The organism is Alteromonas sp. BZK5, from assembly GCF_014349115.1.
Classification (GTDB): domain Bacteria; phylum Pseudomonadota; class Gammaproteobacteria; order Enterobacterales; family Alteromonadaceae; genus Alteromonas; species Alteromonas macleodii.
Window position 1 is genome coordinate 1 of sequence record NZ_JACSOE010000036.1, and the last position, 22,688, is coordinate 22,688.

The following is a 22,688-nucleotide window of genomic DNA, read 5'->3' on the forward strand; positions in this document are numbered from 1 at the left end:
GCTGATGGCTTGGCTTGCCGTCTTTTTATTTGCAGACTGGCGAACCGCCACTAAATCGTTAAGACGCACACGGCACACTATGCGAAACTCTCTTCCCATAGCCTGTTCGATAAGGTTTAAAAAAGAGTGCTCAACGGGGGTGAACAATTGCGGCTTTCGCCTAAATGGAAATGCGACACCGCCGTCTGACAACTTTATGGCACCCAGTGCAACGACAATAAGTAACATCATTAGAATAATTGCCAATTCCATCGTAACCCTCGCAAATTTCAATAGTTAAAGCCCACGGAATGCATAATAAAGAAGCCCGCTAAAGTGTTTATATCGAAAAAAGCTTGGGCTCCGTTTGCAGTTTGAGCGTCATAAAAATGACACTCACTGTTACCGTGGAGTAGTTATTGATGATTTTGCAAAGCAGATGCCAACATGAGTAGATTTCGTAGTTGTCTTGCTAAAAGGGCTTATTTCGTTGTGGATGTAACAAGAATATCCACTTGAGAGCCAGTATTATCTGGGCTGATTATTACTCTGACCCCTTTATCTTCTGAGGATAACAACGTGCGGCCGCTAATTGGCGTGTGAGTTTTTAAAGCGGGGTGCGCCGTTTGGTAAACATTCAGTAATTCACTCGGGGAGCGAGGAGAGTGGTAAACCATTACTGCTGTCTTACTTTCGTCAAATGCTTGGCATTGTCTTGCATCATCAGAAATTTTAACTTGCTGAAAATCAGAAGGGCAAGACATGATGCTTGGCTTACTAGGTGAAGAGTTGACGCTTTGTTTCTTGGTTTGGTTGTTAACTTGCGCATTTAATGAAGCGTCAACAGCAACGGTATCAGCTAAGCTGGCATTGCTCGCTGCTATCGCCAGTGTTAGACACAATGTAAGTTTCTTAATGTTTAAATGCTGCATAGATAGATTCTTCACCCGATGTGCGATGTCTTTAATTGCTTAAACGATAGTAGAGTCGTAACGCTCGCGCTTCAACTAAACCTTGGTCTATTAACGTATACTTTTAGCGTTTTCCGTATCATCGAAGTGTGCATAAAAAAAGCTCGATAGCAGAACTATCGAGCTTTTCGTAAATGGACAATAGGCCTTAGTTAGCGAAGGTTAAACGCCAATATAGTCCATAATCCCTTCTGCGGCTTTACGGCCTTCGTCGATAGCAGTAACAACCAAGTCACTACCACGTACCATATCGCCACCGGCAAAGACTTGCGGGTGAGAGGTCTGGTAAGCAAATTTGCCAGCAGATGGCGCGCGTACGCGACCTTTTTCATCAAGCATAATGCCGAAGTCAGCAAACCATGGCGCAGGGCTTGGTTGGAAACCAAATGCGATGATAACTGCATCTGCTTCAAGTACGTGTTCAGAACCTTCTACTTCAACAGGACGGCGACGACCATTTACATCTGGCGGCCCCATTTCGGTTTTAACGAACTTAACGCCACAGGCTTTTCCGTTTTCATCAACGGCTATATCAAGAGGCTGTAGGTTGAATTTAAACTCAACGCCCTCTTCTTTAGCGTTAACCACTTCGCGGCGTGAACCAGGCATACTTTCTTCGTCACGACGATATGCACAGGTTACTTGTGCAGCTTCTTGACGAATTGAGGTGCGTACACAGTCCATGGTGGTATCACCACCACCTAGCACAACAACACGCTTGCCTTTCATGTCAACAAAATCAGCAGGATCTTTTTCAAGACCCATTACGCGGTTGGTGTTGGCTATAAGGAAAGGAAGTGCATCATATACGCCTTCAACGTGTTCGTTGTCAAAGCCGCCTTGCATTGACTTGTACGTACCCATGCCTAAGAAAACGGCGTCGTACTTATCGATTAAGTCCTGGAACTGTATGTCTTTACCAATCTCAGTGTTAAGTACGAACTCAACACCCATCTCGGTAAAAATTTGGCGGCGTAGCTTGATTACGTCTTTCTCTAATTTAAAAGACGGGATACCAAATGTAAGTAGGCCACCAATTTCTTCGTATTTGTCGTAAACAACAGGTTTAACGCCGTTACGAACCAGGATATCAGCACATGCAAGACCAGCAGGGCCGGCACCTACAATCGCCACTTTCTTGTCGGTCCATACCACGTCAGACATATCTGGGCGCCAGCCCATTTTGAATGCTGTATCGGTAATGTACTTCTCAATACTACCGATAGTCACAGCGCCAAAATCGTCATTCAGTGTACATGCACCTTCGCACAGTCTGTCCTGTGGACATACGCGGCCGCATACTTCCGGCAAACTGTTGGTTTTATGAGAGAGTTCCGCAGCTTCCAAAATACGGCCTTCGTTCGCCAAGCTTAACCATTGTGGAATATAGTTGTGTACAGGACACTTCCATTCACAGTATGGGTTACCGCAGTCCAAGCAGCGATCTGCTTGGCCTTCGGTTTGAGATTGGCTCAGCGGTTGATAAATTTCCGCGAACTCTTGTTTACGTACCATGATCGGCTTTTTCGGCGGATCGATACGTTCAACATCGACAAATTGATATACGTTCTTTGCCATAAACTAAATCCTCCTACTGAGCCTGAATGCGTAATTCAGCACTTGAACGACTGATGTGACCAAGCAAGTTTTTCACATCACTGGTTTTTGGCTTAATAAGCTTGAAGCGTTTCAGCGTTGCGGCGAAGTCAGTAAGCAACGACAACGAGTGCTCGCTTCCTGTTTCTTCGTAATGCTGATTAATTAAGCCACGTAAGTGCTCAGCAAGAATCGCTTTATCTTCAATTGGCATTACATCGACCAGTTCCGCATTTACACGGTTATCAAGGTCGTCGCCATCATCCATAAGATAAGCAAAACCACCAGTCATACCTGCACCGAAGTTAACACCAACCGGACCAAGTACAGCCACGATGCCGCCTGTCATATATTCACAGCCGTTATCGCCAATGCCTTCAACTACCGCAATAGCACCAGAGTTACGTACGCCAAAGCGCTCGCCAGCACGGCCAGCAGCAAACAGCTTACCGCCTGTTGCACCGTAAAGGCAGGTGTTACCCATAATGGCGCTGTCGTGGGCGTCGTAAGAGATATTGCGTGGTGGGTGAATAACAAGCTTACCGCCGGTCATCCCTTTACCTACATAATCGTTGGCATCACCTTCAAGGTGCATATGTAGGCCGCCAGCGTTCCACACACCGAAGCTCTGACCCGCTGTACCGGTAAGTTCAACTTTGATAGGTGTATCTTCAAAGTCGTGGTTACCGTGGTGTTTAGCGATTTCACCTGATAGCAATGCGCCGACAGAGCGATCCGTATTGCGGATTGGGTATTTAAAGGTAATAGATTTACCGTCAACAACCGCTTGCTGGCCGTCTTTAAGCATCTGCGCGTTCAATTCACCTTTATCGATAGGTGCGTTGGTCGTTTGTGAGCAGAATAAGCGCGTATGGTCGCCTGCTTTAGGCTGCGCTAGCAACGGAGACAAATCTAAACGGTTTTGCTTAGCGGTAATGCCATCTAGAACTTTAAGTAGCTCTGTGCGACCAACAAGGTCGTCGAACTTAGCAATACCCATAGACGCCATGATTTCACGCACTTCTTGAGCAATAAACTTGAAGTAGTTCATTACCATATCAGGTAAGCCAATGAAGTGGTCGTCACGCAGTTTTTGATCCTGCGTTGCAACACCGGTCGCACAGTTGTTCAAGTGGCAAATACGTAGATATTTACAGCCTAAAGCCACCATTGGACCTGTACCAAAACCAAAGCTCTCAGCGCCTAAAATACCGGCTTTTACTACGTCTAAGCCTGTTTTCAAACCACCGTCGGTTTGAACGCGTACTTTGTGACGTAAGCCGTTTTCAATAAGCGCTTGCTGAGTTTCAGATAAACCAAGCTCGAACGGGCTACCCGCATATTTAACTGACGTTAATGGGCTTGCACCTGTTCCGCCGTCGTACCCTGATACGGTAATAAGGTCTGCATAGGCTTTTGCTACACCCGTTGCAATGGTGCCAACACCCGGTTCAGATACCAGTTTTACTGATATTAGCGCCGTTGGGTTAACCTGCTTCAAATCGAAAATTAGCTGAGCCAAATCTTCAATTGAATAGATATCGTGGTGCGGTGGTGGTGAAATAAGGGTTACACCTGGCACAGAGAAACGAAGCTGTGCGATGTATTTATTCACTTTATCACCAGGAAGCTGACCGCCTTCACCCGGTTTAGCACCTTGCGCCACTTTAATTTGAATAACGTTAGCGTTAACCAAATAGTGAGGTGTCACACCGAAGCGTCCTGACGCAACCTGCTTAATCTTAGAGTTCTTTTCAGTCCCAAAACGAGAAGGGTGTTCGCCACCTTCGCCCGAGTTAGACTGACCGCCCAAACGGTTCATTGCAATAGCCAGCGCTTCGTGGGCTTCTGGGCTTAATGCACCAATTGACATAGCCGCAGTATCGAAACGTGGGAACAAGTTCTCCGGTGCTTCTACTTCGCTAATATCAATAGGATCGCAGTCTGGATTAATGGCCAGCAAGTCGCGAATGTGTGCAGGGGCACGCTCGTTAACAAGCTTGGCGTATTGCTGGTAGTCGTCATAGTTACCCGACACAACCGCTTTTTGCAGCGTGCTAACTACGTCTGGGTTATAGGCGTGATATTCGCCACCGTGCACATATTTAAGTAAGCCACCGTGATCAACAGACTTACGCTTAAGCCATGCAATGCGATTCAGGTTGATGAGATCTTGGTGGAAATCATCAAAGCCTGCGCCCTGAATACGTGAGGTCACGCCTTTGAAGCAAAGATTCATTACTTCATTGTTAATCCCCACGGCTTCGAAGAGCTTAGAGCTACGGTAGCTCGCGACTGTACTGATACCCATCTTAGACATGATCTTATACAAGCCCTTGTTGATACCTTTACGGTAGTTCAACGTAGCCTGCATAGGAGCAATATCTAACTCGCCTTTTTCGCAAAGCTGTTCGATAGTTTCATAGGCAAGGAATGGGTAAACCGCCGTTGCACCAAGGCCAATAAGTACGGCAAAGTGATGCGGGTCACGGGCACTCGCTGTTTCTATAACAACGTTCGCGTCGCAGCGCAGTGATTTTTCAACCAGTCGTCGCTGTACCGCACCCACGGCCATCGCGGCTGGGATCACCAAGCGGTTTTGCTTGATGTTTCTGTCAGACAGAATAACAAACGCAGCCCGCTTATTTTTAACCAGCATCTCTACTTCGTTAGACACGCGCTCAATGGCTTTTTTCAAGCCCTCTTGCGGCGCGTATTGAAGCTCTACTACTTCTGAGTAGTAGTTGTCTGGGTTAAATTCACGCAATTGTTTAAGGTCGGTATACATTAATACCGGCGAGTCGAATAACACGCGGTCAGCGTAACCCGATGTTTCGCTAAATACGTTTTGCTCGCGGCCAATACAGGTTGCCAACGACATGACGTGGTTTTCACGTAGCGGGTCGATAGGTGGATTGGTTACCTGGGCAAACTGCTGACGGAAGTAATCGTAAACCGTGCGCTGGCGCGATGACATTACCGCCATTGGCGTATCGTCGCCCATAGAGCCAACGGCTTCTTGACCGTCTTTCGCGAGAACTTTTACAACTTGTTGAATTTCTTCGTAGCTGTAGGCGTGTAGCTTGTGGTAGACCGCCATGGCATCGTCATCAAATACGCGCTTACCAATAAGCGAGGCATCAAGCTGCTCAATTGGCGTAAGGTGACGAATGTGCTTATCTAACCACTCTTTATAAGGGTGGCGAGCTTTAAGGTCATCATCAATTTCTGTAGAGCGCCAGATTTTGCCCGTGTAAGTATCTACGGCAAGCATTTCACCTGGACCAACGCGGCCTTTCTCAATCACGTCAGCTTGCTCGTAGTCCCAAATACCTACTTCTGAGGCTAGAGTAATAAACCCATTTTTGGTAATGACATAGCGAGCTGGACGCAAGCCGTTTCTATCAAGGTTACAGGCTACGTGACGGCCGTTGGTTAAAACGATACCGGCAGGGCCATCCCATGGTTCCATGTGCATTGAGTTAAACTCGTAGAATGCACGAAGGTCATCATCCATGGTTTTGTTGTTTTGATAGGCTGGTGGAACCAGTAAACGCATGGCACGGAATAAATCCATACCACCGGCTAGGAATAGCTCCAGCATGTTATCCAATGACGATGAGTCTGAACCTTCAGTATTTACGAAAGGTGCAGCATCTTTAAGGTCGGGGATAAGCGGCGTTGAAAATTTCGCTGCACGTGCCATTGCCCAGTCGCGGTTGCCTTTGATGGTGTTAATTTCACCATTATGCGCAAGGAAACGGAAGGGTTGAGCTAGCGGCCAGCGTGGTAACGTGTTTGTCGAGAAGCGCTGGTGGAAAACGCAGATCGCGCTTTGCATGCGCTCATCGGCAAGATCGTGATAGAAGGCTGGCAAGTCTTTTGGCATCACTAAGCCTTTATAGATCGTTACCAAGCCTGATAAACACGCTACGTAAAAATCTGGATCTGCTTCAAGGCGTTTTTCAGCACGGCGACGGATCATATATAAGCGACGCTCAAGGTCGCGTTTTCTCCAGCCCGCTGGTGCGTTCACAAATACTTGTTCAATTTGTGGAACGCCTGTAAGCGCTAATTCACCCAGTACCGAGCGGTCAACAGGCACTTCGCGCCAGCCCACTACTGAAAGTGTTTCTTTTTCAAGTTCTTCATTAAGTACTTCACGCGCGGCTTGCGCAAGTACAGGGTCCTGACTTAAGAAAATCATGCCCACGCCGTATTTTTTGCTGAGTTTCCAGCCATTATCTTCGGCGATTGCATGGAAGAACGCATCCGGCTTCTGTAGTAATAAACCACAGCCGTCACCGGTTTTCCCGTCTGCGGCGATACCGCCACGATGCTGCATACGGTCAAGGCCGTGTATTGCAGTGGTTACCAATTCATGACTGGCTTCCCCGTGAGTGTGAGCGATTAAGCCAAACCCACAGTTGTCCCGGGAATCATTGGGATTATATAAACTCATCTCTTAACTCCTTCAACCTTAAGACTGGGCAAGGTATGCGTTGCGTGTAGATGCGCCTAGGTGTGCGTATCACAACATTGTTAGACGTCTTTTTTGCTTGCGCGCGGTATTGCTCGCAATATGCGTCTTTCTTGTCGTTTATTTATTATTAGAGGATACCAGTCGTTTCCGCATTTTTATGCATTATTGCCATGCGGGCCGTACAAAATACCCACATTGAAAACTAAAATCAAACGCTAAAAGTATAAGCTTTATAGTGAATTAGTATAAATATAATTAAGTCGATATTAATCAGTTGTTTACGTGTCATCATTTATGTTTGTAACAAAAATGTTATCAGTATTGCAAAGTTAATAACTCATCCCTTATAAATGATATTACTTCTCATTTGCGTTTTATTAATGAATAAATATGCTTTGAAATTGATGTTTTATGTTGTCAATAGCGGTTTGCGGTGTATTTTTATTAATTTGTAAAGCTATGGTTCCACTAATATAAGTAGTTTGCTATGTTGGTTGAAAATTAACCACAGGTAAGGCTCGTGGTGCGCTGAAGGATGTTGATAGAGAGCCCTGTGTGTGAATTGAGTGTACGCTTATGTGGAAGGCGAAGAATAAAAATTCACTGTGGTGGCGTGCTGTTAAGACAATAAGGATTATTGTATGAATACACTACATGCTTCACCACTGCCTTTATTTAGTATAGATGATCATATTCTAACTGGCGACAATATCACCTTCAGGCTTTCTCCTAACACATCTGGGCGTTTTCAATCTGGATCTCCCGATACTATTGTTATTCATTTTACCGCCGGTAGTAGCCTTTCATCTTCGGTGAATGTCTTGACCAATGCCGATAGCGGTGTGTCAGCTCACTTTGCCGTTGGACGCAATGGTGACATTGTTCAAATGCTTCCGACTAATAAAATAGCGTGGCACGCAGGAGAAAGTTATTACGAGGGGCGTAGTGGCTTGAATCAGTACTCTATCGGCATTGAATTAGACAATGCCGGCCAGCTTAAGGCTAGAGGAGACGGCACCTTTGAAAGTTGGTTTGGCGAAATTTTTGGCGAGAATGAAGTATTAGCTGCCCAGCACATTAACCAACAGTCTATGGGCTATTGGCACAAGTACACCGACGTACAAATTGTTAGGACGCTATCGCTGTGTAAAGCGTTGTGTAGCCACTACAACATCTCTACTATCGTCGGGCATGAAGAAATAGCGCCGTCACGAAAGGTCGATCCTGGCCCCGCTTTTCCCCTTCAAAGACTCAAAGCCGCTGTTTTGCAAAGTGATAGTGAAAGGTGGGCAACTGAGTCAAGTGATTCGAATTCACAGCGAGAGGCGCATGATCAAATTCAGCGGGATCTCGCTAGCCCTGTAAAGCGGGTGGCCAATGTAAGTGCCAATTCGCTGAATGTGAGAAAAGGGCCAGATGTTTCGTACCCAACTGTCGAGAACGGTTTGAATAAGGGCGAAGTGCTAAAAATACTGGAAAAGCGAGGGGAGTGGGCGAAAGTGTCTTACACGAAGGTGGGATGGGTGAATACCAAATACATTAATGAAATTACTGAAAAGTCGCCTTTCAAATCCTAATTCTGAGCAGGGCCACAGAGTTATGCTTTGACAAACCGCATTCCCGAAAAGAGGAAAGCCTGATAGGATAACCGCAAAATAAGCTTAAATTAGACGTACATGCATTCAGATTCACCAAACGATTCTTGGGCAATTCGCTTTGCCCAATTTGTTCAGCGTTTTGGCACTCTAAAGCTCAGCATATTGTTTGTTGTTCTTTCGCTTGTGTTTACGCTAGGGGGCTCATACGTAATTCGCGTGAGCATGGGAAGCCAGGTTCAGCCCGATGACTTCATCAGTGCTGTAGTACTGACCATGTTATCTGCGCCTTGGGTACTTTATTTCTTTAGTGAGTTAATCAAGCAATTAGAAAACTCACGTACCAACTTAAAGGAAGTGGTAAGCCAGTTGGAAAGTTTGCGTGAAGAAGATGTCTTTCTTAACCGCGAACTTCAAAGCAACATCAGACAGCTTAATCACGAGATAGAGCAGCGCAAGCAAGCACAAGAAGAGCGTGAGGCGCTGTTTAAAGACTTAGAAAAAGAAATTCAGGATAAATCAGAACAAGAAGCACAAGCACGCCGCTTATCAACCTTATTACGTTCAATCATCGATGCCTCACCAGACTTAATATATTACCGAAATGAAGAAGGCAGGTTTGCTGGTTGTAACCGTATAGCGGAGCTTATGACGGGCAAAACCGAGCAAGAGCTGCTTGGCTTAACGCCAAAAGACGTATATGAGGAAGAGCTTGCCCGCCAAATTGTAGCGAGTGATCACGAAGTTCTAGAAACCAACGCCAGTATCACAGAAGAGCTGTGGCTTCGCTTCGCTGATGGACGTCGTCGTTACTTCGAAATGAAGCGTGTACCTTTCTTCGATAAAGACGGTAATCGCATTGGCTTGTTGTCGTTCGGTCGAGACATGACTGAGCGTAAGCAGGCTGAAAACGCTGCTGCAAAAGCAAGTACCGACAAAACCCGCTTTATCGCAACCATAAGTCATGAGCTACGCACACCGCTGAACGGTATTGTGGGCTTAAGCCGTATGCTGCGTGATACCGAGTTGAGTGAAGAACAATTTAACTGGGTAAGTACGATATACGCCAGCGCTATAACATTAGGTAATATTTTTAACGATATTATCGACCTTGATAAGTTAGACAGAGATAAGCTTGAGCTGAGTCTAAAAACCATATCGTTGAAAGACTTTACCGAAGAACTTAGCAGCATTATTCGTCTACTTGCAGCCGACAAACAGCTAGAGCTTAAAACGACAATTAACGAGCCGCTTCCCCGTCTTGTTGAAATAGATGGTACGCGCCTTCGTCAGATATTATGGAACATCCTGTTTAACGCAGTGAAGTTCACACAAAAAGGTCACGTAAGTCTAACGGTTTCATCGACGAAACCTGATGGTGATAAGGCGTATGTAACATTTGTGATTGAAGACACGGGCGTAGGTATTCCTGAAAGCGAAATTGATAAGATTTTTGCCATGTACTATCAGGTTGATCACCCTGACCACCAATCGGCCACAGGTACCGGTATTGGATTGGCAATTTGTAAGCAAATGGTCGACTTGATGAAAGGTGAAATTCACGTTTCAAGTAAAGTGGGTAAAGGCACCCGTTTTGAAATTGTGTTGCCTGTTCAAATTTCTAATAGCCCGATGAAAGTCGCGCAGCTTCAAGTAACAGGGCTCAATATCTTGTTAGTAGAAGATATTGAATTGAACGTAATGGTCGCTAAAGCCTTGCTCGAGAAGCTTGGCCAGAAAGTCGATGTAGCAATGACCGGTCAAGAAGCCATAGACAAAGTCAGGGAAAACCAATACGACCTTATCTTGCTTGATATTCAATTGCCTGACATGACAGGATTCGATGTGGCAAGTACGATTATTGAAGAAGATCTGGTTATGCAAACGCCTATCGTGGCGCTAACGGCAAACGTCATTAAAAAGCGTGATGAATACTTAGAAAACGGTATGGATGACGTTATTGCGAAGCCGATTAAAAAATCTCGCGTTATCGAGGTGTTTAACGAGCTGTTCCATGCACCACCTGCACCGCTTGAAATTGATGGCGAAGTAGAGCGCCCTGAACCTAACAAAACATTAAGTAACATTTTAGATATGGACTTGTTACAGATGTTAGTTGATACCATAGGGGATGAAATGGTGCGCGCTAGCGTTAAAGTATTCCAAGAAAAAATGCCTGAATACATGGAAATACTGCAGCTAAGTTTAAGTGCGGACGAAAAGTCAGAAGTGTGCTCACAGGCTCACAAAATTAAAGGCGCCGCTGGCTCTGTTGGTTTGGCTCGTGTACAGCGTATTGCTAATCAAATTCAACAGGGCGACCACCCTACATGGTGGGAGAACGTGCATGATTGGGTGGAAGAGCTACAAATGGCGGTTCAGCACGACATGAAGGCACTACACGATTGGCTGAATGAACAGCAGGTTGATGACTAGTTAGCATAACGCGCTCTTTAATAGGAAACGTAAAAAAGAGGGCTTGCCCTCTTTTTTGTTATAAAAACTGCGCTAGAGAAAGCGGTCAGAGCAGCGTTGCTAAGTAGCTAAGCCTCTCCTTAAAAAAAGCGGCAGGCTGATCTTATTTATACAGTGGCAAAAGGAATTAATGCGATGACAATTAGCGCACAACAAGAAACCGTGTTTTCAAATAATCAGCTCAGTGTTGAGGAAATTCCCTCACTTCAAACGCTCGCATTACTTCCTATATCCAAAAAGTACCGGACACTAAATATCCTCTCCATTGGATTGATAGCCTCAGTGCTAATAGGTATTGCTTCTGCGTTACGATTCCAAAGCTTTTGGTCATTGCCAGAAGGACTGCTGCAAGCTTACCCGTATGTTGTTGCTGGTATCGTCGCTGTAGGCTCTCTATGGGCGCTGTACCACTTTTTTGCTGATGTACGCATATTTTATGCGATTCGAGAGCAAGACATCAGTAAGCAGTCAGGGCTAATTTTTAGAAAACTTTCGTGCCAACCTATTTTGCGTGTTCAGCATGTAGAGGTTAATCGCGGTCCATTGGACAGGTGGGCGAGTCTTGCCTCACTTCAGGTGTTTTCGGCTGGTGGTGAAATGCACACGTTTGAAATACCTGGGTTAAGCATTGAAAGGGCAGAGCAGTTGCGTGAGTTCATTCTTGCTCATAAAGCCATAGGTGCACGCTAATGACGGTATCAGAAACGCCCTCACACCAAGCGCCTACACTTAATCAGCCAAAAGAGCTGAAAGAAGATGCTGTGCTCAAATCCCATGGGCAAGATGCTAATATGGAAGAACCGAAACTTAAAGTAGAGACGGGTGATGAGTGGCAGCGCCTCTCTCTAATTTCTATTTTGTATTTTACTATTCGCAATTTTACCAACTCGGCTCAAGTGCTTATTTATACCATCCCCGCCTTAGCCATATCGTTCAATATTTGGGATAACCTGCTGTCGCCTGAAGTACTAATCGGTGCTGGAATCCTCTTTCTATCTACCAGTGTCAGCGGCGTAATAAGCTTTTTAATGTACAAGTTTCGCGTGCACAACCAGCACGTTGAGATTCATCATGGCGTGTTTCAACGCCGCTATACCAACTTGCCCTTGTGGCGTATTCAAAACGTTAAGATAGAACGCCCTTTTTATTACCGACCTTTTGGGTACGCGCTAGTGGTGCTTGATACCGCAGGAAGTGGGAAAGAAGAAGCTAAAATTGTAGCGGTTCCTGAAGATTATGCTGAAGCGCTAAAAAAGCAGGTGTTGTATGAAAAAGCGCTGCACGATGAAGGTGACCTGGATTGTTTGCCAAATGAAGATTTATCCGACGAGCAGAGTTCATCTTTTCCCACGCCACGAACGCGCGCTAAAGCGGTAGATTCTTCCCATTCAAATGAAGAAGTATTAAATCGACGGTCCGTGAAAGACATTATTATTCACGGTATCACCAACAATCGCGTGTGGATCATACTGGGTGCTGCGGCACCTTTTTATGACGATGTGTTCGGTCTGGTTTCAGAGTGGTTAGCCGATAAAGGCTTGCAGCTTAATCAGCTGGTTGGGGAACAAACGGTTGCGTGGTGGCAATTTGGATTGTATGCCTTTGTCATTCTCATGATGCTTATGGCGTTAGTGGCACTGCTGAGTGTTGGTGGCGCGCTTTTCACTTTTTACGGCTACACACTTTCACGAACAGGTGATCGCTATATCCGTCGCAGCGGCTTGCTTAATAAACTGGAAGTCAGCATGCGAGCTTCACGCATCCAAATGATTACGGCGAAGCAAGACTGGCTGGATAAAATACTAAAGCGGGTGAATTTGTATTTTGAGCAGAACTCAACGGCTGGGCAGCAAATGCAAGAACTGATGTCGCCAAATAAGCTTATTGTGCCATCGGTAACCGAAGATGAAGCCTTCGCGCTTAGTCAAGAAGTGATGCCTGGATGTGACCTGCGAGGTCAAGATTATCAAACCATTAGTAAGCGATTTATTACTTTTTGGTTGCTTGCGGGCTGGACGTTGCCTTTTATTACCTTTTTCACTATTGGCGCTGTGTCATCCCATCTAGATATTATGCTAGGTTCACTCGTTGTCTTTAGTGCGGTATCGCTGTTACTCACGCTTAGGTGGTGGCGATGGGGTATAGCCTACGACAGTAAGTACGTTTATATAAGGCGAGGTAGAATAGGCATCGACTATCAATGCTTTGAGCCCTATAAAGCGCAGCAAGTTATCGTTAAGCAAAGCGTGTTTATGAAGCGAAGAAAACAGGCCACCGTTAAGTTTGTACTGGCTTCGGGGGCGGTGACTGTGCCGTTTCTACCAGAAGACTACGTTAATAAACTAGCAGATAGTGTGCTATTCGAGGTGGAGTCAACCAGAAGGTCTTGGATGTAACGTACACTGTTTCTTTGAGCGCTGCTTTTTTATACGTTTTTTATGCAAATAGACCGAGTTTATGTAATGGTAGGTATTTAGTTGCTTAACCTTGCGTCTATATGGATATTCTTGATTACAGTGTCATCGCGATTTACCTCATCACGTTACTCGTCATCGGCTTTAGCTTGCGTGGACAGCAGTCAAAGAAAGATTATTTTCTCGCTGGAAGAAGCTTAAGTTGGAAACCGCTGTTACTTTCAGTGATGGCGACGCAACTCTCGGCGGTCAGTTTCATTTCCGCTCCTGCATTTGTCGGCTTCCGTGAGGGTGGAGGGCTGATTTGGCTCTCTTATGAACTAGCAGTTCCGTTAGCCATGCTTTTACTCATTACCACCGTGTTGCCTACATTATACCGAAGCGGTGTGGTGAGTATTTATGACTATCTTGAGCGACGTTTCTCTACCTCTACCCGTATTTGTATCAGTGTTGTATTTCAATTTAGCAGAGCCTTCGCTACCGGCATAATGGTTTACGCGCTATCCATTATATTGCAAGGAACCATGCAGGTTTCATCCACGCAGGCAATATTACTCATTGGTGTGATTACCGTTTTGTACTCCTTACAAGGAGGCATGAAAGCAGTTGTATATGGTGACGCGGTACAAATGGTTGTCATCGTTTTGGGCACAGCTATCTGCATTGCTTTTGGTCTTAACGCATTAGGCGGTTGGGAGCATTTTTTACAGTTACTTCCAAGCGAGCGGGTCTCTACCCTTAATTTTTCATCTCTGGGTTTTGATGGTGACGGCTTCGGCTTTTTTCCTATGGTGCTAGGTGGCGTGATCCTTTACGCCTCATACTACGGTTGTGATCAATCAGAAGCACAGAGGGCATTGTCAGCGAAATCGGAAAGCGATCTTAAAAAGATGATGTTAGCCAATGGCATTTTTAGGTTCCCTATAACACTTCTATATTGTTTAGCAGGCTTGGTGGTCGGCACACTAACGTTTAACGACGCCAACTTGCTATCGCAAATTCCTAAAGATAATCCGGACTGGCTTATGCCGGTCTTTATTCTTAATTATTTACCTCATGGGCTTATCGGCTTGCTTGTGGTCGCTATTCTTGCTGCAGCCATGTCATCACTGAGCTCAGCAATAAACTCTCTTGCCGCTGTTTCGCTTGAAGATTATTTCAAACTCACTCGGAAACGCGCAAAACCTGAAGGCTACCTGAGTCATGCTAAGTTTGCGGGCTTGCTTTGGGGAGGGATTATTTTGCTGCTTTCGCTCAACGCTGGCGATATAGCGCCTACCGTAATAGAAGCGGTGAACAAAGTGGGCTCTGTTTTTTTTGGTCCTGTCTTGGCTGTGTTTCTACTTGGCATGCTAACGAAGAAGATAAATGCCACACAGGTCAATACCGGCCTGATGTGTGGCGTGCTGACTAATTTGTCGTTCGCATTTTTTGTCGAGGACGTGTTTTGGTTTTGGTGGAATGTAACGGGGTTCGCGAGCACAGTGATACCCGCTATTATCTTGTCTGCTTTATCAGCTAATGATGAAAACGATACAGCGACGATCACCACCTCTGGTCAACGACGCTTACTGATTGATAAGCCGATTGCCACCCTATTGCTTGGCTATTTTTGCTTATTGGTCGTTGTTTGCTACTTAATGCCGCGTTGGCTGCAGTAGACTCAGTGATTTACGCCTCTACTGTTTTGGCGACTGCGTCTCTCAGAATAACCTGATCTTTGCCCGCGTGCTTAGCTTCGTACAAGCGCGCGTCAGCCACTTCTAACTGCGACTCCAAGCACTTGTGCTCCTCAGTACATACACCGATACTGCACGTAATATTAAACTTGTGATTGGTAAAAATAGTAGAGCGCACTGCATCCATAAACGCTGAAAGCGCCGATAAATACACCTTGGGCGGCCTCACCGATACCACCGTAAATTCTTCGCCACCGTAGCGCACAATTAGGTCGTCAGGGAAGTAATCTTTTAACAATGCAGCAAATTCCTGCAATAACATGTCACCCGTTTTATGGCCGTACGTATCGTTTACGCTCTTGAAGTTGTCAGCATCGATCATAGACACAATGACATCCTTTCTCGACGCTTTATTTGCAAATAACTCTTCTGCTCTTTCGTAGAGAAAACGGCGATTATATACCTTGGTTAGCGGGTCTAAGTTTGCTGAATTTCTAATAGTTTGAATCATTTCTTGTGATTCAAGGTTTTGCATAATTCTGCAGTAGAATTCTTCGTGATAAAACGGTTTGGACAAGAAGTCATTGGCGCCGCTTTTAATGAATTTCGAAGTCAACACGCTATCGCCGTTTGCCGATAAACCGATAAATACCAAGTCTTGCATGCGTTTTTCGTGGCGTATTGCTTTAACCAGTTCATAACCGTCCATATTGGGCATACGGTGATCGGCAATAACCATTTTAATATCGCGGTGATTATCAAGCTCTTCCAACGCTTCTAAGCCATCGTTCGCTTCATGCACCTGAAATTGGAATTTGCGAAGTAATGAGCAAATGTGATTTCGGCTCGTTCTAGAATCTTCCACTACCAACACTTTGGTAGTGAGGTTCTTTCTTAAGCGGTCTACAAGTTTAGACACTTGAAGGTATGAATAGCGAGACTCTTTTGTGATGTAATCCAGTACGCCCTGATCGAGTAGCTGAGCACGAGTAAATTCGTCGAAATTCCCAGTAAGCACGATTGTTGGAACGTTGTAGGAAAGTGCAAGTTCAACGCTCTCGCCGTTGGGCGCGTCGGGAAGGTTTAAGTCGACGATAGCTGCCAAGTAGTCGGTATCGCTCTCGAGGGCACTTTTAGCTTCCGCAAGATCTTCGCACAGATCACACGTAAAGTGAGGATTATCCTCAATAAGTTTGTTTACAATCTTTCGGACAGTGAGACTGTCTTCTACTACAAGAACTTTATACATGTGATTTACTCTCGGCACTTAGGCTTCGATAATAACCAATTATAGACAAAAAAGCCCTCAAAGAGAGGGCGTTTTATACTTATGTCTAAATAATTTTATTCTTATGTAACATTGCGTTGTACTAACTTTGTTCAGCGGGAACACGCACGGAGCCTTCCATCAAAATACGCGCGCTTCTGCTCATTACAGCTTGCTTAATTTGCCACTTGTCGTCTTCAAACGTAGCTCTTGCTCCTACTCTAAGCGTTCCAGATGGATGCCCAAAAGTAACCGAGTCTCTTTCGTCGCCGCCAGCTGCGATATTTACAAGAGTGCCGGGTATCGCCGCAGCCGCTGCGATCGCGACTGCTGCCGTGCCCATCATAGCATGATGAAGTTTCCCCATAGACAATGCGCGAACCAATACATCAATGTCTGAACCCAAAATATCTTTGCCACTGGAAGCTTGGTAACCTCTTGGAGGTGCAACGAACGCGACTTTTGGTGTGTGCTGCCTGTTTGCAGCTTCACCCACATCATTGATGAGCCCCATCTGAACCGCGCCGTGTGCACGAATTGCTTCGAACTTGGACAGCGCCTCGGAGTCGCTGTTTATATCATCCTGCAGTTCAGTGCCTGTGTAGCCAATATCTTCTGCGTTGATGAAAATAGTCGGAATACCCGCGTTTATCATGGTCGCCTGAAGTGAGCCTACGCCTGGAACTTCAAGTGTGTCGACTAATCGTCCTGTCGGGAAGATTGCCCCTTCACCGTCAGCTGGGTCTACAAAGGCCACTTCAACTTCTGCGGCAGGGAAGGTGACACCGTCTAGTTCAAAATCGCCGGTTTCCTGTACTTCCCCGTTAGTCATTGGCACCCTAGCGATAATGGCTTTGTTGATATTGGCTTGCCAAATATTGACGGTGGCGATGCCGTTTTCTGGTATTTTACTTCTATCCACTAGCCCATTGGTTATCGCAAATGCGCCTACGGCTGCCGTTAGGTTTCCGCAGTTTCCACTCCAGTCTACGAATGGCTTGTCTATGGCTACTTGACCAAATAGGTAGTCGACATCGTAACCTTCACGTTCACTTTTGCTTAAGATAACGGTTTTGCTGGTACTTGATGTAGCACCGCCCATACCGTCGGTTTGTTTACCGTACGGATCGGGGCTGCCAATTACGCGCAGAAGCAGGGCATCGCGCGCCGGACCTGGCTTTTGCGCGGCTTCTGGCAAATCGGTTAAATTGAAAAACACACCCTTACTGGTACCGCCACGCATGTAGGTAGCCGGTACTCGAAGTTGTGGCGCATACTTTGTCATGTTTTTTCCCCTCAGCTAGCTCCAGCTTCTAAGAAGTCCTTTGCAAAGCGTTGTAATACACCGCCTGCGCTGTAAATAGAGACTTCTTCTGCTGTGTCTAAGCGACAGGTTACTGGTACTTCTAGCTGCTCACCGTTTTGGTGGTTTACTACTAGCGTAAGCGTTGCCCCTGGTGACGGTTCGCCGCTTACGTCGTAGGTTTCTGTGCCATCTAGCTCAAGGGTTTTACGTGTTGTGCCTGGTTTAAACTCAAGCGGTAATACGCCCATACCAATTAGATTAGTGCGGTGAATACGTTCGAAACCTTCAGCTACAATCACTTCAACACCCGCAAGACGTACGCCTTTAGCTGCCCAGTCTCGTGACGAGCCCTGACCGTAGTCAGCGCCGGCTACAATAATCAGCGGCTGTCTGCGGTTCATGTAGGTTTCAATAGCTTCCCACATGCGCATAACTTGTCCTTCTGGCTCAACGCGCGCCAGTGAACCTTGCTTCACTTCACCGTTTTCCAGCACCATCTCGTTGAACACTTTCGGGTTCGCAAGGGTAGCGCGCTGTGCGGTTAAGTGGTCACCACGGTGTGTGGCATACGAGTTAAAGTCTTCTTCCGGTAAGCCCATTTTGTGGAGGTATTCACCTGCCGCGCTGCTGGCTAAAATAGCGTTTGAAGGCGACAAGTGATCGGTGGTGATGTTATCTCCCAAAATAGCCAGTGGACGCATACCTTTCATGGTGCGCTCAGCATCCATTGCGCCTTCCCAATAGGGCGGGCGACGAATGTAGGTGCTCATTTCACGCCAGTCATAAAGCGGGTTAATGTCTTTTCCGTAGTCAACGCTAAGGTCGAACATTGGCTCGTACACTTTTCTGAAGTGCTCTGGCTTCACCGATTTCGCTACAATAGCGTCAATTTCTTCGTCGCTTGGCCAAATGTCTTTAAGCGTTACTGGGTTGCCTTCTTTGTCGGTGCCCAATACGTCTTTTTCAATATCAAAGCGCACGGTACCGGCGATGGCGTAAGCTACAACCAGTGGTGGCGATGCTAAGAATGCTTGCTTTGCGTAAGGGTGAATACGGCCGTCGAAGTTACGGTTACCCGACAATACTGCTGTTGAGTAAAGATCGCGGTCGATGATCTCTTGCTGAATTTTGGGGTCTAGCGCGCCGCTCATACCGTTACAGGTAGTACACGCAAAGGCAACCACGCCAAAGCCTAAATCTTCCAGCTCGCTCATCAGGTTAGCTTCTTCAAGATACAGCTTAACGGCCTTAGAGCCTGGTGCTAGTGAGCTCTTAACCCACGGCTTACGGGTTAAACCGCGCGCGTTGGCATTTCGAGCAAGTAAACCTGCAGCAATTACATTGCGTGGATTAGATGTATTGGTACAACTTGTGATAGCCGCGATAATAACCGCGCCATCAGGCATTTTGCCTTCCTCCTCGGTCCACTTCGCTGCTATACCGCGACTTTCTAAATCGCTGGTAGGTAAACGTGCGTGTGGGTTAGAAGGGCCAGCCATGTTACGTCCAACAGCAGAAAGGTCGAACGTAAGCACCCGCTCATACTCGGCAGTTTCTAAATCATCAGCCCATAAACCTGTGTGCTTAGCATATTGCTCAACTAGCGCAATTTGCTTTTCCTCACGTCCTGTTAGGCGCAAGTAATCAATAGTTTGCTGGTCAATGTAGAACATGGCTGCAGTGGCGCCATATTCCGGTGTCATGTTCGAAATGGTTGCGCGGTCGCCCAGCGTTAGGTGCGATGCACCTTCACCATAGAATTCAAGATACGCGGAGACTACGCGCTCTTTACGCAAAAATTCAGTTAACGCTAATACAATGTCGGTTGCGGTAATGCCAGGCTGTGGTTTGCCGGTAAGTTCAACACCTACAATGTCAGGCAAACGCATGTAAGACGCCCGGCCTAGCATAACGCTTTCCGCTTCAAGGCCGCCAACGCCTACGGCAATTACACCAAGTGCATCAACATGCGGCGTATGGCTGTCTGTACCTACTAGCGTGTCAGGGAAGGCTACGCCGTCGCGAGCTTGAATAACCGGCGACATACGCTCCAAGTTGATTTGGTGCATAATGCCGTTACCCGGGGGGATAACATCCACGTTCTTAAATGCCGTTTTTGTCCAGTTGATAAAGTGGAAACGGTCGTCGTTACGTCTGTCTTCAATTGCACGGTTTTTTTCAAACGCGTCTTTCTCAAAACCAGCATGCTCTACAGCTAATGAGTGATCCACAATCAACTGTGTTGGAACTACGGGGTTAACCTTCGCCGGATCGCCGCCCTTTGCGGCAATAGCATCGCGAAGCCCCGCTAAGTCTACCAGTGCCGTTTGACCTAAAATGTCATGACACACTACGCGAGCAGGAAACCACGGAAAGTCCAAGTCGCGCTTACGATAAATCAGCTGTTTAAGTGAGTCGGTAAGCATTTCAGGGGCGCATTTGCGCACCAAGTTCTCAGCCAGTACACGTGAGGTGTAAGGCAGCTTGGCGTAGGCGCCAGGCTCAATAGCATCTACCGCTTCACGGGTATCGAAAAAATCGATACCCGCGTTTGGAAGCGGTTTACGGTAATCAATATTCATAAAACCCCAACCTTAATCTTAAGCGCGTTCGCTGATAGCAGGGACTGGGCGAAGTTCTTCGCCTGTGTATTCTGCTGACGGACGAATAATACGGTTGTCAGCGCGCTGTTCCATAACGTGTGCTGCCCAACCGGTTAGACGAGACATTACGAAGATTGGTGTGAACAACGGCGTAGGAATACCCATGAAGTTGTACGCAGAGGCATGGAAGAAATCGGCGTTACAGAAAAGTTTCTTCTCGCGCCACATCACTTCTTCACAGCGAACAGACACAGGGTAAAGTACGTCGTCACCCACATCAGCAGCCAGTTTTTCAGACCATTGCTTGATAATTTCGTTACGCGGGTCAGAGTCTGAGTAAATAGCATGGCCAAAGCCCATGATCTTCTCTTTGCGCTCAAGCATGCCCATCATTTTTTCTTCTGCGTCATCAGCAGAGGTAAAGCCCTCGATCATTTCCATGGCGGCTTCGTTAGCACCACCGTGAAGCGGGCCGCGAAGTGAGCCGATAGCACCCGTTACACAAGAATGCATATCAGATAAGGTTGAAGCGCAAACACGTGCAGTGAAGGTAGACGCGTTAAATTCATGCTCTGCATAAAGAATTAACGATACATGCATAACCTGTTCATGAAGTTCACGTGGCTTTTCGCCATGAAGCATATGAAGGAAGTGACCTCCAATTGAGTCGTCATCGGTTTCAACGTCTACGCGCACGCCGTCGTGCGAGAAGCGGTACCAGTAACAAATGATACTTGGGAAGCAAGCTAACATACGATCCGTAACATCTTGTTGCTGGTCGAAGCTGGTTTCCATTTCAAGGTTACCTAGCATTGAACAACCCGTGCGAAGTACGTCCATTGGGTGAGCATTTTTTGGTATGCGCTCTAGCACTTCTTTAAGCGCGGTAGGAAGGCCGCGCATGCTGCGAAGTTTTGTTTTATAAGCGTCTAGCTCAGACTGGTTAGGTAGCTTGCCCTTTAGAATAAGGTACGCTACTTCTTCAAATTGACAGTTTTGCGCTAAGTCTTTTACGTCGTAGCCACGATACGTTAAACCAGAACCTGATTTACCTACGGTTGATAATGCTGTTTTGCCTGCAACTTGGCCGCGTAAACCCGCGCCACTTAACTGTTTAGTCATCTTGTTGTCTCCGGTCTTGTAAAATTTGTAAGGTACTTTTTTAAAAATTTAGAAATAAAAACTATATTGAACTCATCAGGCGAGTGGGGTGCGAGGCACCGAGAGAGTGGGGGCGGTGCACGGGGCGTTACCCCTTTGAGGCATGGATGCCGAAACGGAGCCCCCATGGATGGGTTCACGGCGTGGTAACGCCCTGTGTACCGTTTCAACTTCAATGGTGCCTCGCACCTCACTCGCTTCCTGCTGTTTCGTATTCGTGTTAGTTCTTACCTTCTGCGAATAGAGCATCTAGTTTTTGCTCGTACTCGTGGTAGCCAAGATAATCGTACAGTTCCATGCGTGTCTGCATGCTGTCGACAACGGCTTTTTGGTCGCCGTTTTCAAGTATAGATTTGTAAACCATTTCTGCTGCTTTATTCATCGCACGGAATGCACTTAGTGGGTAAAGCACCATGTCGGCACCCCATTCACCAAGCTCTTCTTTATTCCATAGTTCGGTTTTGCCGAACTCAGTGATATTGGCAAGGATCGGAACGTCTAGCGCTTCAGCAAATGCACGGTAATGTTCTTCGGTTTGCACTGCTTCGGCAAAAATACCGTCAGCACCTGCTGCAACATAGGCTTTTGCACGTTCAATGGCTTTGTCTAAACCTTCTTGTGCGAACGCGTCGGTGCGCGCCATAATGAAAAAGTCTGGGTCAGTTCTGGCGTCAACTGCAGCTTTTATGCGGTCTACCATTTCTTCTGTGCTAACAATTTCTTTGTTAGGACGGTGACCACAGCGCTTTTGCGCAACCTGGTCTTCCATATGAACTGCCGCCGCGCCTGCTTTTTCCATGTCGCGAATAGTTTTGGCAATGTTAAATGCTCCGCCCCAACCGGTGTCGATGTCTACCATTAGCGGAAGATCGCACGCGCTGGTAATGCGCTGAACGTCTGCAATCACATCATTAAGTGACGTCATGCCTAAGTCCGGTAGGCCGTAAGACGCATTCGCTACGCCTCCACCTGAAAGATAAATCGCTTGGTGCCCAATAGCCTTTGCCATCATGGCAGTATAGGCGTTAATGGTGCCGACAATTTGTAGCGGTTTGTTGTTCTCTAATGCGGTTCTGAATTTCTTTCCTGCACTCATGATAATCACTCGCTTATTTGAAAGTAGGGTAGAGGTGAATTAGGTATGAAGAAGACTGAGTGG

At 46.5% G+C, this 22,688-nt stretch carries 14 protein-coding genes; 5 read left to right on the forward strand and 9 right to left on the reverse strand.

The genetic code is table 11. The features are described 5' to 3' along the window. The 4 genes from BIZ39_RS11785 to gltB form a co-directional block, all read right to left on the reverse strand. Positions 1-252: DUF2726 domain-containing protein (locus tag BIZ39_RS11785; RefSeq protein WP_187447051.1), on the reverse strand; the 252-nt coding region annotated here is incomplete at its 3' end. 209 nt (positions 253-461) lie between these two features. Further along, a complete protein-coding gene (locus BIZ39_RS11790; protein WP_187447052.1) occupies positions 462-911 on the reverse strand; it encodes a hypothetical protein in 450 nt (149 codons plus the stop codon). Between the two features lie 201 nt (positions 912-1,112). Beyond that, positions 1,113-2,528, reverse strand: coding sequence for an FAD-dependent oxidoreductase (locus BIZ39_RS11795; RefSeq protein WP_187447053.1), 1,416 nt, complete (start codon positions 2,526-2,528; stop codon positions 1,113-1,115). Between the two features lie 13 nt (positions 2,529-2,541). Next, on the reverse strand, positions 2,542-7,008 hold the full coding sequence (gene gltB / locus BIZ39_RS11800) for a glutamate synthase large subunit (RefSeq protein ID WP_187447054.1): 4,467 nt from the start codon (positions 7,006-7,008) through the stop codon (positions 2,542-2,544). A gap of 662 nt (positions 7,009-7,670) precedes the next feature. Here gltB and BIZ39_RS11805 point away from each other — a divergent pair. The 5 genes from BIZ39_RS11805 to BIZ39_RS11825 all read left to right on the forward strand — a co-directional run bounded on the left by BIZ39_RS11805 (position 7,671) and on the right by BIZ39_RS11825 (position 15,174). Beyond that, complete coding sequence (locus tag BIZ39_RS11805) at positions 7,671-8,606, forward strand: N-acetylmuramoyl-L-alanine amidase (RefSeq protein ID WP_156086855.1); 936 nt, start codon at positions 7,671-7,673, stop codon at positions 8,604-8,606. 99 nt (positions 8,607-8,705) lie between these two features. Continuing rightward, positions 8,706-11,060: an aerobic respiration two-component sensor histidine kinase ArcB gene (gene arcB / locus BIZ39_RS11810; protein ID WP_187447055.1), complete on the forward strand. Its 2,355-nt coding sequence runs from the start codon at positions 8,706-8,708 to the stop codon at positions 11,058-11,060. Between the two features lie 174 nt (positions 11,061-11,234). Then, positions 11,235-11,789, forward strand: coding sequence for a PH domain-containing protein (locus tag BIZ39_RS11815; protein ID WP_187447056.1), 555 nt, complete (start codon positions 11,235-11,237; stop codon positions 11,787-11,789). Further along, on the forward strand, positions 11,789-13,495 hold the full coding sequence (locus tag BIZ39_RS11820; RefSeq protein ID WP_187447057.1) for a PH domain-containing protein: 1,707 nt from the start codon (positions 11,789-11,791) through the stop codon (positions 13,493-13,495). Before BIZ39_RS11815 ends, BIZ39_RS11820 begins: the two co-directional genes overlap by 1 nt. Before the next feature lie 101 nt (positions 13,496-13,596). Further along, on the forward strand, positions 13,597-15,174 hold the full coding sequence (locus BIZ39_RS11825; protein ID WP_187447058.1) for a sodium:solute symporter family transporter: 1,578 nt from the start codon (positions 13,597-13,599) through the stop codon (positions 15,172-15,174). A gap of 10 nt (positions 15,175-15,184) precedes the next feature. Here BIZ39_RS11825 and BIZ39_RS11830 read toward each other — a convergent pair whose 3' ends face one another. The 5 genes from BIZ39_RS11830 to prpB form a co-directional block, all read right to left on the reverse strand. Next, positions 15,185-16,441 (reverse strand): response regulator, encoded by a 1,257-nt coding sequence (locus tag BIZ39_RS11830; RefSeq protein WP_049588096.1) that lies wholly within the window; start codon positions 16,439-16,441, stop codon positions 15,185-15,187. 121 nt (positions 16,442-16,562) lie between these two features. After that, the gene (prpF, locus tag BIZ39_RS11835; RefSeq protein ID WP_168462803.1) at positions 16,563-17,744 is read right to left on the reverse strand and encodes a 2-methylaconitate cis-trans isomerase PrpF; all 1,182 of its coding nucleotides are present in this window, start codon (positions 17,742-17,744) and stop codon (positions 16,563-16,565) included. A gap of 11 nt (positions 17,745-17,755) precedes the next feature. Continuing rightward, positions 17,756-20,347, reverse strand: coding sequence for a Fe/S-dependent 2-methylisocitrate dehydratase AcnD (gene acnD / locus BIZ39_RS11840; protein WP_187447059.1), 2,592 nt, complete (start codon positions 20,345-20,347; stop codon positions 17,756-17,758). Between the two features lie 18 nt (positions 20,348-20,365). After that, a complete protein-coding gene (gene prpC / locus BIZ39_RS11845) occupies positions 20,366-21,490 on the reverse strand; it encodes a 2-methylcitrate synthase (protein ID WP_187447060.1) in 1,125 nt (374 codons plus the stop codon). A 259-nt stretch (positions 21,491-21,749) separates the two neighbouring features. Beyond that, complete coding sequence (prpB, locus tag BIZ39_RS11850) at positions 21,750-22,625, reverse strand: methylisocitrate lyase (RefSeq protein ID WP_014950533.1); 876 nt, start codon at positions 22,623-22,625, stop codon at positions 21,750-21,752. Between the last annotated feature and the right edge of the window lie 63 nt (positions 22,626-22,688).

What these genes read in the sequence shown, in the direction of transcription:
- BIZ39_RS11790 (WP_187447052.1), bottom strand. Translation starts at nt 911, where the DNA reads ATGCAGCATTTAAACATTAAGAAACTTACATTGTGTCTAACACTGGCG.
- BIZ39_RS11795 (WP_187447053.1), bottom strand. Translation starts at nt 2,528, where the DNA reads ATGGCAAAGAACGTATATCAATTTGTCGATGTTGAACGTATCGATCCG.
- gltB (WP_187447054.1), bottom strand. Translation starts at nt 7,008, where the DNA reads ATGAGTTTATATAATCCCAATGATTCCCGGGACAACTGTGGGTTTGGC.
- BIZ39_RS11805 (WP_156086855.1), top strand. Translation starts at nt 7,671, where the DNA reads ATGAATACACTACATGCTTCACCACTGCCTTTATTTAGTATAGATGAT.
- arcB (WP_187447055.1), top strand. Translation starts at nt 8,706, where the DNA reads ATGCATTCAGATTCACCAAACGATTCTTGGGCAATTCGCTTTGCCCAA.
- BIZ39_RS11815 (WP_187447056.1), top strand. Translation starts at nt 11,235, where the DNA reads ATGACAATTAGCGCACAACAAGAAACCGTGTTTTCAAATAATCAGCTC.
- BIZ39_RS11820 (WP_187447057.1), top strand. Translation starts at nt 11,789, where the DNA reads ATGACGGTATCAGAAACGCCCTCACACCAAGCGCCTACACTTAATCAG.
- BIZ39_RS11825 (WP_187447058.1), top strand. Translation starts at nt 13,597, where the DNA reads ATGGATATTCTTGATTACAGTGTCATCGCGATTTACCTCATCACGTTA.
- BIZ39_RS11830 (WP_049588096.1), bottom strand. Translation starts at nt 16,441, where the DNA reads ATGTATAAAGTTCTTGTAGTAGAAGACAGTCTCACTGTCCGAAAGATT.
- prpF (WP_168462803.1), bottom strand. Translation starts at nt 17,744, where the DNA reads ATGACAAAGTATGCGCCACAACTTCGAGTACCGGCTACCTACATGCGT.
- acnD (WP_187447059.1), bottom strand. Translation starts at nt 20,347, where the DNA reads ATGAATATTGATTACCGTAAACCGCTTCCAAACGCGGGTATCGATTTT.
- prpC (WP_187447060.1), bottom strand. Translation starts at nt 21,490, where the DNA reads ATGACTAAACAGTTAAGTGGCGCGGGTTTACGCGGCCAAGTTGCAGGC.
- prpB (WP_014950533.1), bottom strand. Translation starts at nt 22,625, where the DNA reads ATGAGTGCAGGAAAGAAATTCAGAACCGCATTAGAGAACAACAAACCG.